The 14,089-nt window shown below is 71.0% G+C and carries 13 protein-coding genes; 5 read left to right on the top strand and 8 right to left on the bottom strand.

Annotated features, from left to right (window positions below; all coding sequences use genetic code 11):
* Positions 1–63: 63 nt before the first annotated feature.
* From AC3WQY_RS11825 to AC3WQY_RS11815, 3 genes are all read right to left on the bottom strand, one after another.
* Positions 64–1,008: a CysB family HTH-type transcriptional regulator gene (locus AC3WQY_RS11825; protein WP_492708558.1), complete on the bottom strand. Its 945-nt coding sequence runs from the start codon at positions 1,006–1,008 to the stop codon at positions 64–66.
* 102 nt (positions 1,009–1,110) lie between these two features.
* Positions 1,111–2,394, bottom strand: coding sequence for an OmpP1/FadL family transporter (locus AC3WQY_RS11820; RefSeq protein WP_492708556.1), 1,284 nt, complete (start codon positions 2,392–2,394; stop codon positions 1,111–1,113).
* A 97-nt stretch (positions 2,395–2,491) separates the two neighbouring features.
* Positions 2,492–2,917, bottom strand: coding sequence for a MarR family winged helix-turn-helix transcriptional regulator (locus tag AC3WQY_RS11815; RefSeq protein WP_492708554.1), 426 nt, complete (start codon positions 2,915–2,917; stop codon positions 2,492–2,494).
* A gap of 66 nt (positions 2,918–2,983) precedes the next feature.
* Between AC3WQY_RS11815 and AC3WQY_RS11810 the strand changes: the two genes are divergently transcribed.
* On the top strand, positions 2,984–3,544 hold the full coding sequence (locus tag AC3WQY_RS11810) for a YIP1 family protein (RefSeq protein WP_492708552.1): 561 nt from the start codon (positions 2,984–2,986) through the stop codon (positions 3,542–3,544).
* Between the two features lie 30 nt (positions 3,545–3,574).
* Here the strand turns inward: AC3WQY_RS11810 and AC3WQY_RS11805 are convergent, their stop codons facing one another.
* Together AC3WQY_RS11805 and AC3WQY_RS11800 are read right to left on the bottom strand one after the other, a co-directional pair.
* Positions 3,575–4,753, bottom strand: coding sequence for a glycosyltransferase (locus AC3WQY_RS11805; RefSeq protein ID WP_492708550.1), 1,179 nt, complete (start codon positions 4,751–4,753; stop codon positions 3,575–3,577).
* 27 nt (positions 4,754–4,780) lie between these two features.
* Positions 4,781–5,758: a Bug family tripartite tricarboxylate transporter substrate binding protein gene (locus AC3WQY_RS11800; protein ID WP_492708548.1), complete on the bottom strand. Its 978-nt coding sequence runs from the start codon at positions 5,756–5,758 to the stop codon at positions 4,781–4,783.
* Between the two features lie 126 nt (positions 5,759–5,884).
* On the opposite strand from AC3WQY_RS11800, the gene AC3WQY_RS11795 reads away from it, so the two are divergent.
* Positions 5,885–6,877, top strand: a complete 993-nt coding sequence (locus AC3WQY_RS11795; RefSeq protein WP_492708546.1) for a LysR family transcriptional regulator — start codon at positions 5,885–5,887, stop codon at positions 6,875–6,877.
* Positions 6,878–6,884: 7 nt separating this feature from the next.
* Here the strand turns inward: AC3WQY_RS11795 and AC3WQY_RS11790 are convergent, their stop codons facing one another.
* Complete coding sequence (locus AC3WQY_RS11790; RefSeq protein ID WP_285235350.1) at positions 6,885–7,886, bottom strand: glucokinase; 1,002 nt, start codon at positions 7,884–7,886, stop codon at positions 6,885–6,887.
* 206 nt (positions 7,887–8,092) lie between these two features.
* Here AC3WQY_RS11790 and AC3WQY_RS11785 point away from each other — a divergent pair, with 206 nt between their 5' ends.
* From AC3WQY_RS11785 to AC3WQY_RS11775, 3 genes are read left to right on the top strand one after another with little or no spacing between them, the layout of a single operon-like run.
* The gene (locus tag AC3WQY_RS11785; protein WP_492708544.1) at positions 8,093–9,478 is read left to right on the top strand and encodes a glycoside hydrolase family 30 protein; all 1,386 of its coding nucleotides are present in this window, start codon (positions 8,093–8,095) and stop codon (positions 9,476–9,478) included.
* Entirely contained in the window at positions 9,475–10,725 is a 1,251-nt protein-coding gene (locus AC3WQY_RS11780) for an extracellular solute-binding protein (RefSeq protein WP_492708542.1), read from the top strand. Before AC3WQY_RS11785 ends, AC3WQY_RS11780 begins: the two co-directional genes overlap by 4 nt.
* A gap of 32 nt (positions 10,726–10,757) precedes the next feature.
* On the top strand, positions 10,758–11,627 hold the full coding sequence (locus tag AC3WQY_RS11775; protein ID WP_492708540.1) for a glycoside hydrolase family 16 protein: 870 nt from the start codon (positions 10,758–10,760) through the stop codon (positions 11,625–11,627).
* Positions 11,628–11,636: 9 nt separating this feature from the next.
* Here AC3WQY_RS11775 and AC3WQY_RS11770 read toward each other — a convergent pair whose 3' ends face one another.
* Positions 11,637–12,446, bottom strand: a complete 810-nt coding sequence (locus AC3WQY_RS11770; RefSeq protein ID WP_492708538.1) for a Vgb family protein — start codon at positions 12,444–12,446, stop codon at positions 11,637–11,639.
* Between the two features lie 117 nt (positions 12,447–12,563).
* Positions 12,564–14,078, bottom strand: a complete 1,515-nt coding sequence (locus AC3WQY_RS11765; RefSeq protein WP_492708536.1) for a tryptophan halogenase family protein — start codon at positions 14,076–14,078, stop codon at positions 12,564–12,566.
* Positions 14,079–14,089 lie beyond the last annotated feature (11 nt).

Below are 14,089 nucleotides of genomic sequence, written 5' to 3'. Positions count from 1 at the left end.
TCGGTTGGTAGAACGGGGATCTCGAAGCTCGGGTGGCGATGGGGCCTTGCTCCCCAGCTTGTGTCAGGCCGCCAGCAGGCCCAGCCTGGCCTCGGCCACGGTCGCGCGCGTCAGCGGCGCGGCGAAGGTGGAGATGAAGGCGTAGACGTAGTCGCGCAGATAGGCGTCCTTGCGCACCGCCAGCCGCGTCATGTTGTCGGCGAACAGGTGCCGGCCGTCGATCGGATGCAGCTGCTTGTCGCGCTCCTCGTCGTAGGCGATGGCGGCCACGATGCCCACGCCCAGGCCCAGCTCCACATAGGTCTTGATGACGTCGGCATCCATGGCCACCAGCACCACGTTCAGTTCCAGCCCGGCGGCGCGGAAGGCGTCGTCGATGTGCGAGCGGCCGGTGTAGCCGCTCTCGTAGGTGATGATGGGGAACTGGGCCAGCCGCTCCAGCGTCAAGACCTGACCCTCGGCCGATTCGCGCGCCAGCGCATGCTCGGGCGGCACCAGCACGGTGTGGGTCCAGCGGTAGCAGGGCAGGGCCACCAGCTCGTCGTACTGGGCCAGCGCCTCGGTGGCGATGCCCACATCGGCATCGCCGTCCAGCAGCAGGCGCGCCACCTGCTGCGGCGAGCCCTGCTGCATGTGCAGCAGCACGTCGGGGTGGGCGGCGCGGAAGTCGCGCACCACCGGCGGCAGCGCATAGCGCGCCTGGCTGTGGGTGGCGGCGATGCGCAGCGTGCCGCTGCCGGCGCGGGCGAAGTCGTCGCCGGCGCGCCGCAGGTTGTCGGCCTCGTGCAGCAGGCGCTCGACGATGGGCAGCACCTGGCGGCCCGGCTCGGTGAGCCCGGTGAGACGCTTGCCGGCGCGCACGAAGATCTCGATGCCCAGTTCGTCCTCCAGTTCGCGGATCTGGCGGCTCACGCCGGGCTGCGAGGTATGCAGGGCGTTGGCCACCTCGGTGAGGTTGAAGTCGCGGCGCTGGGCTTCGCGGACGGATCGCAATTGCTGGAAATTCACGTTGCAGGGCTCTCGTTATGCGTTGTGCATTTTTCGCGCGCGGCCCGGGCCTTGTCCTCGAAGAAATTCAGCAAAGCATTTCGGCCCGCCGCGGGCAAGCTATCAAAGCCGCCAGCCGTAGGAGATGCCCAGCAGGGTCTCCTGCAGGCGCACATGGGCATTGCCGCCGCCGAAGCCGGCCGGCGGCAGGCCCGTCGGGATCGAGCCGCTGCCCTGCACCGTCTTGCCCGGGGCGTAGGCGAAGTAGCCGCTGAGCTCGCCGCCGCCGAGCTGCCAGCTCGCGCCCAGCGAGACATGGTCCTGCACCACGCCGGGGGCCAGGATGTTGAACAGGGTCTCGCCGGCCGGCACCGGCTGGCGCGCATGGCTGATGCCGGCGCGCAGCGTCAGCTCGCGGCTGAGCTGGTGGCTGACGGCCAGCTTGAGCACCGTCAGGTCGCGCCAGCCGAAGCCCGGGCCCTCGGCCGCACCCAGGGGCTGGCCCTGCAGCAGGCGAGCCAGCGAGTGGCCCACCGCCGCCACGCTGCTGTAGCGGATCGTCTGCACATCGGCGCCCAGGGTCCAGTCGCGGCCGGCCTGCCAGGCCAGGCCGATGCCGTAGTTCTCGGGCACGTCGAAGCGCCCGCCATCGGCGAACAGGCCGGCATAGTCCTTGAACCGGCCGCGCACCTTGGAGGCCCAGCTCAGGCCCAGCGTCAGCTCGGGGCTCAGGCGTGCCTGCCAACCCAGGCGCAACCCCAGACCCAGGCTGCTGTCCGTGCCCCGGTCGCTGAGCTGGCCGGGCGCCTGCGAGAAGCCCGCGAACAGGCCCAGGCCCTGGGCCGCAAAGCGCTGGTAGGCGATGTTGGCGGCCAGGCCCAGGCTGTGGTCGGCGCCGGGCTTCCAGGCGATCGAGGGCGCGACGAAGAGCTGCTCCAGATTCACCCCTGCGGTGCCGCTGGCGCCGAAGCGCGCATAGGGGTTGCTAACGTACTCGGTGTTCATGCCGCCGTTGCCGTACACGGCCAGGCCGGCGCTCAGGCGCGGCGACAAGGCGCGCACATAGCCGAACTCGGGGATGAAGAAGTTCTTCCTGCCGTTGCCGCTATAGCTGGCATCCGCGCCGAAGGCATTGCCCTGGATCTCGGCGCTGCGGCGCGGCGCAAACCAGCTCAGGCCCAGGTCCAGGCGCGCCTGCGGCCCGGCCTGCTCCGCCACCAGGGCGGTGCCGGCCGGGTTGGTGGCGGCCGCCAGCGCGTCCTGCGACCAGGCGATGCCCACGCCGGCCTGGCCCAGCGCCTTGACGCCGTAGCCATGCGAGAAGTAGCCGTTGGTGGCCTGGGCGGCGCAGGGGATCAGGCCGAGGGCGAGGAGGGGGGCAAGGCGGGTGAGGTGCTGGGGGCGCATGGCTTCGCAAAGGGTCGGTGAAGCCGCCCAATCTAGTCAGCCCGGGCCGCCGCCGCCACGAAGCAAAGCGGTTTTCGATATGCGCAAAAATGCTGCGTCACGGCGTTGCGCCGAACTCCTTCAGCAGCGCCCGGTGCTCGCCCTTGTGCAGCGCCACCAGCTCCTCCAGCACGCGCTCGCCCTTCTCGAGCAGATGGATCTCCACCACGCGCTGATCCTCGCGGCCCGGTCGGCGCTCCAGCAGGCCGAGCTCGGCGCAGCGGTCGACCAGCGCCACCACGCCATGGTGATGCGCTTGCAGCCGCTGCGCCAGTTCGCCCACCGTGGCCCAGCTGCGTTCCGGGAAGCCCATCACATGCAGCAGCAGCTGGTATTGCAGGGCGGTCAGGCCGAAGCGCTTGCACAGCAATTCGCTGTTGCGCAGGAACTGGCGCAGGCGATGTCGGAAGTCGGACAAGCGTTCGTAGTCGCGCTTGCCCACCGTGGCCCCTGCCTTGCCCGCGCGCGTCGATGCTGGTTTCATGATTGAATTTAGTATCACAACATGATATTATTTACGCACTCGAGACCACCTTGTCGGGAGTGCCGCATGAACCTTCGTAGTTTGTCCAGGATACCGATCTCGCTGGATAGCGCCTGGCCCGAGCTGATCGAGCGGCGCCTCGATGTGCAGCGTCTGTTCATTTTCCTCGTCCTGCCGGCGGTGCTGGTGACGCCGGTGTCCCTGCTGGTGGCGAGCGGTCGGCAGACGGGCTACTTGCCCGAGATGCTGAGCCGCAAGCCGGTCCAGGACCTGATGGGATTCCTGTTCATCGCCGAGGTGTTCAGCTTCGTCCTGCTGGGTTGGCTGCTCAAGCAGGTGGCCAGGACGGTGGGCTTGCCGCTCGGCCACGACGATGCCTATCGGCTCGCCGCGATCGGCCCGGTGCCGATGTGGCTCTCGGGGCTGGGGGTGCTGGCGCCCGATCCGCTGCTGGGGTCCTGCGCCATGGTGCTGGGGCTGGGCCTTTCCTGCGGCACGCTGTACCACGGGCTTTGCGCGCTGAGCCGCTCGCGGGGCGACGCACTGCTCGTCGCCAGCATCGTCCATGTGTCCATCGGTGCCTGTGTCGCCGCCTGGGCGGTGCTGCTCGTCGGTGTGCTGGTTTGAGCCGCTGAGTCGGGACGTGCCCGCACCGGGTTAGGCCAGGGCCGTGCCGTCGGCCAGGGCGCTGGCCAGTGCGTCGGCGCCCGGCATCGCGGCCATCTCGGCCGCCAGGCGCCGGGCCGCGGCGGCGTATGGGCCGCCGGCGAACAGCTGCCGCGCCGCGGCACGCAGGCCGTCGGCCGTCTGCGCCGCCGGCGCCACCACCAGGCCGGCGCCGGCCGCGGCCAGGGCGCGCGCGTTGCGGAAATGGTCCGCACCCTGGGGCAGCACGAGCTGGGGCAAGCCATGCGCGGCCGCCCCCAGCAGGGTGCCAGCGCCGCCGTGCGAGACCACCGCGTCGCAGCAGGGCAGCAGGGCGGCTTGATCGATGAAGCGGTGCACATGCAGCCGCGGCAGGTGGGGGGCGAAGCGCTGGGGATCGCCATTCGCGCCAACGGTGACGACGAGTTCGGCACCCAGACCCAGCAGCGCATGCGCGGCCGCCACCAGGGCGGGCTGCCGGTTGAAGACGGTGCCGAAGCTGAGATAGACGCGCGGCCGCCTGCCGGCCTGCAGCGCGCGCTGCAGCGCCTCGGGCAGCGCCGGGCCCGCAGCGGCGCGCGGCGCGTAGGGGTTCAGCGCCAGCCGGCGCGGGGCCGGCGGGCCGGCGTGGCCTGGCGGCTGCAGGCTGGGCGGGGCGATGTCGATGTAGCCATGTCGGTACAGGCCGCCCGCGGCCGGCGCGGCCAGGCCATGCGCCGCCCAGCTGGGCGCGAAGCACTTCGTTGCCGCCTCCAGGTAGGCGGGTGGCAGCGGCAGGCCATAGCCGTGGGTGAGGTAGCGCAGGCCATGCAGGGCGCAGGCCAGCGGTCCGGCCAGGGCCGCCGGTTCCAGCACCATCAGCTCGGGCCGCCATTGCGCGATCGCCGCGTTCACGCCCGCCAGCATCGTCGGTGCCAGGCTGCCGCCAAAGAGGCGCGGAAAGGTCTGCGCCGAGCGCTGCTCAGCCTCGAGCTCGAGCAGCTCGGGGTGCTGGGCGTGGAACTGGCGCCGGCTGGTCTCGAAGTCCAGGCCGGCCGGGAACAGCGCGATGCCCTGGCCGGCGAGCATTTGCAGGGCATCGGGTGCGCTGACCCAGCCGACGGCGTGGCCCTGGCGCTGCAGCGCCAGCGCGAGCGGGCGCAGCGGCTGGAGATGGCCGGCGCCGCCGGTGGAGCAGAACAGCAGCCGCATCGCCGACCCGGGTGCGTGAAGGCCGCGTCAATCCGCCGTCAGCTTGTAGGCCTCGATCAGCGCCGCCCAGCTGCCCAGGTCCTGCGCGATGGTGGCCGCGAGCTCCTGCGGCGAGCCGGTCTCGACGGCCAGCAGGCGCTTGTCCAGCTCGGCACGCATGTCCGGCCGCGCCGCCACCGTGGCGAGGGCACGGGCGAGCTGCTGCTGGCGTGTGCCGGCTACGCGCGCCGACACGTACAAGGCCTGCCAGGTGGGCACCGCCACGGCCGCGAAGCCGGCTTCGCGCATGGTCGGCACCTCGGGGAAGGCGGCGCTGCGCTCCGGGCCGAGCACCGCCAGCAGGCGCAGCGCCCCGGCCCTGACCTGCGCCTGCAGCGCGGCGAGCGGGCCGAACATCAGCTGCACGCGGCCGGCCAGCAGATCCGGCAATGCCTGTGTGGCGCCGCGGTAGGGCACGCGCGTCAGCTCCACGCCGGCGGCCTGCATGAACTGCGCCGCCGCCATGATCTCGCTGGGCGTGCTGGTCGCCACATTCAGCCGGCCCGGCTGGCTGCGCGCATGCGTGGCCAGCTCGGCGACCGTGGTCGCGGGCAGCGCCGGATGCACGGCCAGCCCGAAGGGCACACGGCCGATCTTGCCGAGCGGCGCGAGCTCCTGCACCCAGTCGAAGCCCGAGCCCTTGGCGAGCAGGGGCGTGGCGATCATCGAGCCGGGGGCATACAGCAGGGTCTGGCCCTCCGGCCCGGCGGCGGCCACCTCGCGGGCGGCCAGCAGGCCGTTGCCGCTGGGCTTGTTCTCCACGATCACGGTCTGGCCCAGCGCTTCCGACAGATGCTGGGCGGCCTGGCGCGCGATGAAGTCGCTCGGGCCTCCGGCCGGCAGGGGCACGAGCAGGCGCAAGGCCTTGCCGGCATTGGCGGCGCCGGCTTCGGTGGCATGCGCCTGCCCGGCCGGGCCCAGCAGGCAGCAGGCGGCGAGGAGGGTGATCTGCAGCAGTGAGGGCATGGCTTGCTCCGATCGGTGCGTGGGCAGCGAGATGGGAAGGAGGGGCGATGGCTCGGACTGTAGGCAGGCATGGGCAAAGCAGAAAGCGCCGCCGCGGCACAATGGGTTTGAACCAATGGTTAAAGCATGGACAAGCTGCGCGCCCTTCAGTACTTCATCGCGGCCGCCGAGGAGGGCAGTTTCTCGGCGGCCGCGCGGCGTTTCGAGCTCAGTGTGCCGGCGGTCACCAAGCTGGTGGGGGCGCTGGAGCGCGAGCTGGGCGTCCGGCTGCTGGAGCGCAGCACGCGCGGCCTGGCGCTCACGCCACAGGGCGCGGCCTACCGCGAAGCCTGCGCGCCACTGCTGGCCCAGCTGGCCGAGGCCGACCGCGCGGCCGCCGGCCCGGTGCGGGCGCGCACCCTGGTGGTCGGTGCGCCGGCCCTGCTGGCGCGCGCGCTGCTGATCCCGGCGCTGCCGGGCTACCGCGACAAGCACCCGCATGTGCAGATCGAGCTGCGCACGGTGGACCAGCTGACCGTCACCGATGCCGAGGCGCGCGGCCTCGACGTGCTGATCGCGCTGGGCTGGCCCGGCGCGCTGGACCTGGTGAAGCGCCCGCTGGCACAAAGCCGGCTGATCGTCTGCGCCAGCCCGGCCTATTGGCGCACCCATGCGGTGCCGGTGCGGCCCGCCGAACTGGCGCAGCACGACTGCGTGCTGGTGCGCTCGCCCGAGGGCACGGTGCTGGATCTGTGGCGCCACCGCCGCGGCGAAGAGGTCGAGGAGGTGGCGGTGCGCGGCTGGCTGACCTGCGAGAGCCGCGACGACGCGCTGCAGGCGGTGCTGCACGGCCAGGGCGTGGGCCGCTTTGCGGACCTGTCGGTCTGGCACCATGTGCGCGACGGCCTGCTGCAGCCGGTGCTGCTGGACTGGGACAGCCCCGACGCGCCACCCTTCAGCGCGCTGCTGCGGCCGGATGCGCGGCGCGACGAGGCCACGCAGGATTTCGTTGCCTTCCTGGCGCGGCTGCTGGGCGAGATCGAGGCCCAGTGCGTGCAGCTGATCGGCCCGCGGCCGCAGCCCGAGCGGCCCGCCTGGTATGCAAGGCGCCAAGGCCGGGCGTCGGCGGGCCAGCGCTGAGCGAGGCTCAGGCGCGCGCGCAGAAGCGCTCGATGTCCAGCGCGCGCGAGGCGCCGATCAGGGCCGGCGAGACCTCGGCGTTGATCAGCCAGCAGGGGATCTGCGCCAGATAGGCCTGGAAGCGTCCCTTGCCCTCGAAGCGCTCGCGGAAGCGCGAGGCGCGCAGCTCGGGCAGCAGGCGCGGTGCGATGCCGCCGCCGATGTAGACGCCCCCGCGCGCGCCCAGCGTCAGCGCCACATTGCCGGCAAAGCTGCCGAGGAAGCGGCAGAACAGCTCGATGGCGAGGCGGCACAGCGGGTCGCCGCTGTGGCGTGCACCGTCCACGATCTCGGCCGGCGTGAGCGTCAGCGCGGCCTGGCCCGCCAGGCCGGCCGCCGCCTCGTAGAGATTCACCAGGCCCGGGCCGGACAGCACGCGCTCGGCCGAGACATGGCCGAAGCGCCCGCGCAGCCACTCGATCACCGCGGCCTCCTGCGCGTCGTTGGCCGCCAGCGTGCTGTGCCCGCCTTCGCCCGCCACCGGCAGGTAGCCGCCGCCGGGCGCGGGCAGCAGCCCCGATACCCCCAGGCCGGTGCCCGGCCCCAGCACGGCCATGGCCTCGTCGGCAATCGCCGCGCCCGGGCCCAGGGGCAGCAGTTCGTCGGGGCCCAGGGCCGGCAGGGAGAGGGCCAGCGCCGTGAAGTCGTTCACCACCGCCAGCCGGTTCACCGCCAGTTCCTTCTTCAGGGAGGCGATCGAGAAGGACCAATGGTGGTTGGTCATCCTGACCTCGTCGCCGGTGACCGGATTGGCGATGCCGATGGCGCAGGCACGCGGGCCCTGCTGCTTGCCATGGTCCGACAGATAGCGCTGGATGGCCGCCGCCAGCGAACCATGCTCGGCGCAGCGGTAGCTGGCGATGTCGGACAGCGGCGCACCCGCCTCATGCGCCCAGGCCAGGCGGGCATTGGTGCCGCCGATATCGCCGAGCAGCCGCGGGTAGGTGAGGGTGGAGACCGTGTTTGCCATGTCCGCGATGTTAATGAAAGCGCTTTCAGGCATCAAGCAATGGTTTACCCGGCGCCCCGCCGGGCGCGCCACGCGGGCCGTGCTTTTCTCATTGACCGCGGGCCGACGAGGCCCTATCCTGAAAAAAAGAAAGCGCTTTCATAAAACCAAAAGCGTCCTCTTGCCACCCATGCCGCGGCAGCGCGGCCCACCTGCCCATGAGTTTCATGCCCCCCTCCCGCACCGGCGACTTGCGCTGCGTGCTCAGCGCCCTCGGCCAGGGCAGCAGCGCGGCGCTGCAGCTGGCGCCGCAACCGTCGCTGGCCTTGCGGCCGGCAGCGGATCTGGCCGAGGCCGCCCGCGGCCTGCCGCAGCTGATGGTGAACAGCCACAAGCGCTTCCAGCGCATCGAGGGCTTTGGCGGCGCCTTCACCGAGGCCGCCGCCGTGACTTGGCAACAGCTGCCATGGGCCGAGGCGGAACGCCTGCTGCACGCTTACTTCGATGCGGCGCAGGGCCATGGCTACACGCTCTGCCGCGTGCACATGAACAGCTGCGACTTCGCGCTGGGTAACTATGCGCATGCCGAGGTGCCCGGCGATGCGGCCTTGCAGCATTTCTCGATCGAGCGCGACCGGCGCGCCCTGTTGCCCATGATCAAGGCGGCGCAGGCGGTGGCGGCGCAGCCCATCAAGCTGCTGGTCTCGCCCTGGAGCCCGCCGGCCTGGATGAAGAGCAACGGCCAGATGAACCAGGGCGGCAAGCTGCTGCCGCAATACGCCGCCGCCTGGGCGCAATGCTATGTGCGCTTCATCCAGGCCTATGCGGCCGAGGGCGTGCCGGTCTGGGGCGTGACGGTGCAGAACGAGCCCGACGCCACGCAGCGCTGGGACTCCTGCATCTACAGCGCCGCCGAGGAGCGCGACTTCGTGCGCGACCATCTCGGCCCGGCGCTGCATGCCGCCGGCCTGGGCGAGGTGAAGATCGTCATCTGGGACCACAACCGCGACCAGATGGTGCAGCGTGCCGACACCGTCTACGAAGACGCGCAGGCGGCGCGCTATGTCTGGGGTTGCGGTTTCCACTGGTATGGCGAGGACGCATTCGACCATGTGCGGCTGGTGCACGACGCCTGGCCCGACAAGCAGCTGCTCTTCACCGAGGGCTGCCAGGAGGGCGGCCCGCACCTGGGTTCCTGGGCGCTGGGCGAGCGCTATGCGCGCAACATCATCAATGACCTGAACCGCTGGACGGTGGGTTGGATCGATTGGAACCTGCTGCTGGACGAGACCGGCGGCCCCAACCATGTGGGCAATCTCTGCAGCGCGCCGATGCTGGCGGATCGCAGCTGCGGGCTGCTGATGCCGCAGAGTTCCTACCATTACCTGGGCCATTTCGCGCGCTTCATCAGGCCCGGCGCGCAGCGCCTGCTGTGCGCGGCCAGCAAGCAGGATCTGGAGTGCACGGCGGCACTCAACGCGGATGGCGAGCTGGCCCTGGTGGTGCTGAACCGGAGCGAGGCGGCGCTGCGCTTTGTGCTGTGCATCGACGAGCTGGCCTGCGTGGCGGAGTTGCCGCCGCGCGCCATCGCCAGCTACGGCCTGGCACGATGACACGGCGCCGCACCTTGCTGGGGGCGGGCCTCGCCGCGGCCCTGCCGGTGCGCGCGGGCGCGCGCGCCGTGCTCACGGTGGCCGCCTTTCCGCTGGTGGACGAAATCGCCCGCGCCGCCACGCCGGCCTGGCAGCGCCTGCATCCCGAGGTGGAGCTGCGCGTGCTGAGCCGCCAGTACAGCGACCACCACACCGCCATGACCACGGCGCTCTCCACCGCGGTGGCCCTGCCGGACGTGATGGCGTTGGAGTCGAGCTTCGTCGGCCGCTTCGCCCAGGGCGGCGGGCTGGAGGATCTGCGCCAGCCGCCCTACGAGGTCGAGCGCTTTCGTGCGCGCCTGGTGCCCTATGCCTATGAACAGGCGGTCGCGCGCAACGGCGCGGTGGTGGCCATGCCGGCCGATATCGGGCCCGGCACCCTGCTGTACCGGCAGGACATCCTGAGCCGCGCGGCGCTCGCCGAAGACGATCTCACGCGCTCCTGGGAGCATTACGTGGCCGCCGGCGCGCGCATCAAGGCACGCACCGGCGCCTACCTGATCGCCCATGTGCAGGAGATCAAGGACATCCTGATCCGCAGCGGCCTGCGGCCGGGCGAGGGCCTGTACTTCGATACCGACTCGCGCGTGCTGGTGAACTCGCCGCGCTTCGAGCGGGCCTTCGAGGTGGCAAGGGAGGCGCGCCGGCAGGGGCTGGACGCGCGCGTGCCGGCCTGGTCCAACGACTGGGCCGAGGGCTTCAAGCGCGGCCGCCTCGCCACCGAGCTCTCGGGCGCCTGGCTGGCGGGGCAGCTGAACAGCTTCATTGCCCCCGGCACGCGGGGCCTGTGGCGTGCCGCGCCGCTGCCCGAGGGCGCCAGCGCCGCCTATGGCGGGGCCTTCTACGCGATGCCGCGCCACGCCGCGCCGGCGCGCAAGGCGCTGGCCTGGGACTTCATCCGCCTGATGACGCTGGACCCGCAGCTGCAGCTGCAGGCCTTCAAGGCCTACGACGCCTTCCCGGCCCTGCTGGCCACGCACGAGGATGCCTTCTTCAGCGAGCCCCTGCCATTTCTGGGCGGGCAGCCGGCGCGCCGGCTCTGGCGCGAGGCGGCGCGCCGCATCAGCGCCGCGCGCGTGCACAAGCAGAACCAGTTTGCCGAGGAAGTGGTGCAGACCGAACTCGACAAGGTGCTGAACCGCGCCAAGCCGATACGCCAGGCGCTGGCCGACGCCGAGCAGCTGCTGGAGCGGCGCGCGCGCCGTTGACGACACGACACTAGCCACAGGAGAGCTTACGCATGAACCGACGATTTGCCCGCGCCTGCACCCCGCTGCTGGCGGCACTGAGCCTGGGCGGCTGCGGCGGTGCCGGCGGCGCCACCGCGCCCCTGCCTGCCCCCGCACCGGCACCCGCACCGGAAACCCTGGCCGTGCCGGCCGGCTACCGCCTGGTCTGGTCCGATGAGTTCGAACCCGCCGGCCTGCCCGACCCCGCCAAATGGGCCTACGACACCGGCATGAACAAGCAGGGCTGGCACAACCACGAGCAGCAGTACTACAGCGCCGCGCGCGCCGAGAATGCCGAGCAGCGCGAGGGCAAGCTGGTCATCACAGCGCGCAAGGAGCAGCTCTCCGCTGCGGCCGACTGGGGCGGCCAGCCCTATACCTCGGCGCGCCTGATCACCGCCGGCAAGGCCGAGTGGACCTATGGTTTCTTCGAGATCCGTGCCAAGCTGCCCTGCGGCAAGGGCACCTGGCCGGCGATCTGGATGCTCGGCAGCCAGGGTGAATGGCCCGCCGCCGGCGAGCTGGACATCATGGAGCAGGTGGGCAAGGAGCCCAGCAAGGTCTTCAGCACCACCCACACCAGCGCCGGCAGCGGCGGCAATGGTGCGGGCGCGGCCACCCAGGTCGGCGACGCCTGCAGCGCCTTCCACACCTACCAGATGGACTGGACGCCCCAGCAGGTGCGCTTCGGCATCGATGGCAAGAGCCACTTCGTCTACAAGAACGCAGGCACCGGCAAGGCCCAATGGCCCTTCGACGCGCCGCAGTTCCTGATCCTCAACATCGCCATCGGCGGCGACCTGGGCGGGCCGGTGGACGACGCCATCTTCCCGGTGCGCATGGAGATCGATTACGTGCGCGTGTACCAGGCCGCCAAGTAGCGCGGCCCGCTACCAGCGCCCCGCATGGCGCAGCACCCGGCCCGCCATGGTCTCGGCCACGTAGAGTCGGCCCTGGCGGTCGAACACCGGGTCGCGCGGCTCCCTGAGACCCTCGGCCAGCAGCTGCTGCCTGCCGTCGGGGCCGATGCGGGTGATGCGCCGCGCCTGCGGCTGCGCCACGATCAGCTCGCCCGCCGGGCTGAACGACAGGCCCACCGGGCCGGCGAGATCGGCAAACGGGTGCAGCAAGCCCTTGGCGTCGAGCCGCACGACCTGGTTGCCACGCCAGTCGTTGATGAAGGTGTCGCCGTTGCGCGCAAATGCCAGGCCATGCGGCCCCTTCAAGGCGACGACGGTACGCGAGCGCGTGGCCGAGGCGAAGGCGCGCACCTTGCCAGTCAGCTCGCAGACCCAGAGCTCGCCGTTGGGCGCAAACGCCAGATCGACCGGCGACTCGAGCTCATCGACAAAGGTCGAGACCGTGCCAGCGCGATCGATCTTGGCGATGCGGCCGGCGCCGGTGTCGGCCACGTAGAGATGGCCCGCGGCGTCGAGTTCGAGGTCGTGCGGGCTTTCAAAGCCGCGCGCGATGCGCGTGAGGCGCCCGTCGACACCGATGCGCGCGATCTCGCCGCTGAGCTGCTCAGCCACATAGAGGCTGCCGTCGGGCGCGAACAGCAGGCCGCGCGGCTGCGCCAGCCCGCCGGCAAACTCGGCAAAATCGGTCGGCAAGGTAGCGGCATCGGCGGCCGTCGCCCCGCGCCAGGGAGCCAGAGCCATCAGCATGCAGCCGATGAAGTTGCGTCTGGTGTGCATCATCACGAGTCCCCCGTCAGCCGTCGTCAAGGCCCGGTGCGCGGCGGCGGTGTCGGCGATGTTGCTACGGCCACCGCCCGCATGCAAGCCGGGCGCGGCGCGAGGCGGCGGACGCGTTTCTCAATCGAGCCGCGCGGCGCAATGCTTGGCGATGAACTCGGCGTGCGTGGGCATGGCCTGGGCGCATTTGCCCACCACGCGCTGGACGTTGTCCAGGTAGGCCTGCACCTCGGCCTCGGGCAGCAGGTCGGCAAAGGGGTGGTAGCCGCGCGGCTGCAGGCGCTGGCCCAGCATCACCTGCAGCCAGCTGACCTCGGTGAACAGCTCCACGCCGTCGCGGTAGACGCGGCCATTGCTGGCGAACAGGTCCAGCTTGCGCTGCAGGCCCTCGGGGATGGGCATGTTGCGGCAGTAGTTCCAGAACTCGGAGTCGTCGCGCTGGGTGAGCTTGTAGTGCAGGATCAGGAAGTCGCGGATGCGCTCGTACTCCACGCGAGTAACGGCGTTGTATTCGGCGATGTCGGCGGCGTCGAAACCCGCGCGCGGGAAGTAGTCGAGGATGCGCGCCACCGCCATGTGGATGAGGTGGATGCTGGTGGATTCCAGCGGCTCCAGAAAGCCGCTGGCGAGGCCCACCGCCACGCAGTTGCGCACCCAGAAGGTCTTGGCGCGGCCGGTGCGAAAAGCCAGGTGGCGCGGCGCGGCGGTGGCCGCGCCATCGAGGTTGCGCAGCAGGATGGCCTCGGCCTCTTCCTTGTCCATGAAGCGGCTGCTGTAGACATGGCCATTGCCGATGCGGTGCTGCAGCGGGATGCGCCATTGCCAGCCGGCCGCGTGGGCGGTGGAGCGCGTCATCGGCAGCAGCGGGCTGACCGACTCGCAGGGCACGGCGATGGCGCGATCGCAGGGCAGCCAGTGCGACCAGTCCTCGTAGCCGGCGTGCAGGGTCTGCTCGATCAGCAGGGCACGCATGCCCGAGCAATCGATGAAGAAATCGCCGGCCACGCGTTCGCCACTCTCCATCACGATCGCGGCAATGCCGCCATCGCCGTCGCACTGCTCCACTCGCGTGACCTTGCCCTCCAGGCGCTGCACGCCGCGCTGTTCGGCAAAGCCGCGCAGAAAGCGTGCATAGAGGCCGGCATCGAAATGGTAGGCATGGGCGATCTCGGCCAGCGGCGAGCCCGCCATGTCGTGGCGCGCGCGCATGAACTTGGCCTGGCGCGGCGCCACCGTGTTGATCGAGTACTCGCCCAGCGGCGCTGCCTTGCCCTGCGCCGCCATGCGCAGCCAGAAGTGATGGAAGGGCACGGTGTCGGCCATCTGGCCGACCTTGCCGAAGCCGTGGATGTAGCGGTCGCCCAGCGCGCCCCAGTTGACGAACTCGATGCCCAGCTTGAAGCTGCCGCGCGTGGCGCGCAGGAACTCGTCTTCGTCGATGCCCAGCGCCCGGTTGAACTCGGTGAGGTTGGGAATGGAGGCCTCGCCGACGCCGATGATGCCGATCTCGTCGGACTCGATCAGCCGGATCGAATAGGCCCGCCCCAGCGCCTTGGCGAATGCCGCGGCCGTCATCCATCCGGCGGTGCCTCCACCGACGATGACGATGTTGCGCAGGGGCGGGTTGCTGTCCATGGCGGCGATTG

It is taken from the genome of Roseateles sp. FW301-B2, assembly GCF_058788955.1.
This window is presented reverse-complemented; position numbering and strand designations above follow the sequence as displayed.

Excerpts from the sequence above, each read along its gene's own strand:
- AC3WQY_RS11820 (WP_492708556.1), bottom strand. The coding sequence starts at position 2,394 with ATGCGCCCCCAGCACCTCACCCGCCTTGCCCCCCTCCTCGCCCTCGGC.
- AC3WQY_RS11815 (WP_492708554.1), bottom strand. The coding sequence starts at position 2,917 with ATGAAACCAGCATCGACGCGCGCGGGCAAGGCAGGGGCCACGGTGGGC.
- AC3WQY_RS11810 (WP_492708552.1), top strand. The coding sequence starts at position 2,984 with ATGAACCTTCGTAGTTTGTCCAGGATACCGATCTCGCTGGATAGCGCC.
- AC3WQY_RS11805 (WP_492708550.1), bottom strand. The coding sequence starts at position 4,753 with ATGCGGCTGCTGTTCTGCTCCACCGGCGGCGCCGGCCATCTCCAGCCG.
- AC3WQY_RS11800 (WP_492708548.1), bottom strand. The coding sequence starts at position 5,758 with ATGCCCTCACTGCTGCAGATCACCCTCCTCGCCGCCTGCTGCCTGCTG.
- AC3WQY_RS11795 (WP_492708546.1), top strand. The coding sequence starts at position 5,885 with ATGGACAAGCTGCGCGCCCTTCAGTACTTCATCGCGGCCGCCGAGGAG.
- AC3WQY_RS11790 (WP_285235350.1), bottom strand. The coding sequence starts at position 7,886 with ATGGCAAACACGGTCTCCACCCTCACCTACCCGCGGCTGCTCGGCGAT.
- AC3WQY_RS11785 (WP_492708544.1), top strand. The coding sequence starts at position 8,093 with ATGCCCCCCTCCCGCACCGGCGACTTGCGCTGCGTGCTCAGCGCCCTC.
- AC3WQY_RS11780 (WP_492708542.1), top strand. The coding sequence starts at position 9,475 with ATGACACGGCGCCGCACCTTGCTGGGGGCGGGCCTCGCCGCGGCCCTG.
- AC3WQY_RS11775 (WP_492708540.1), top strand. The coding sequence starts at position 10,758 with ATGAACCGACGATTTGCCCGCGCCTGCACCCCGCTGCTGGCGGCACTG.
- AC3WQY_RS11770 (WP_492708538.1), bottom strand. The coding sequence starts at position 12,446 with ATGATGCACACCAGACGCAACTTCATCGGCTGCATGCTGATGGCTCTG.
- AC3WQY_RS11765 (WP_492708536.1), bottom strand. The coding sequence starts at position 14,078 with ATGGACAGCAACCCGCCCCTGCGCAACATCGTCATCGTCGGTGGAGGC.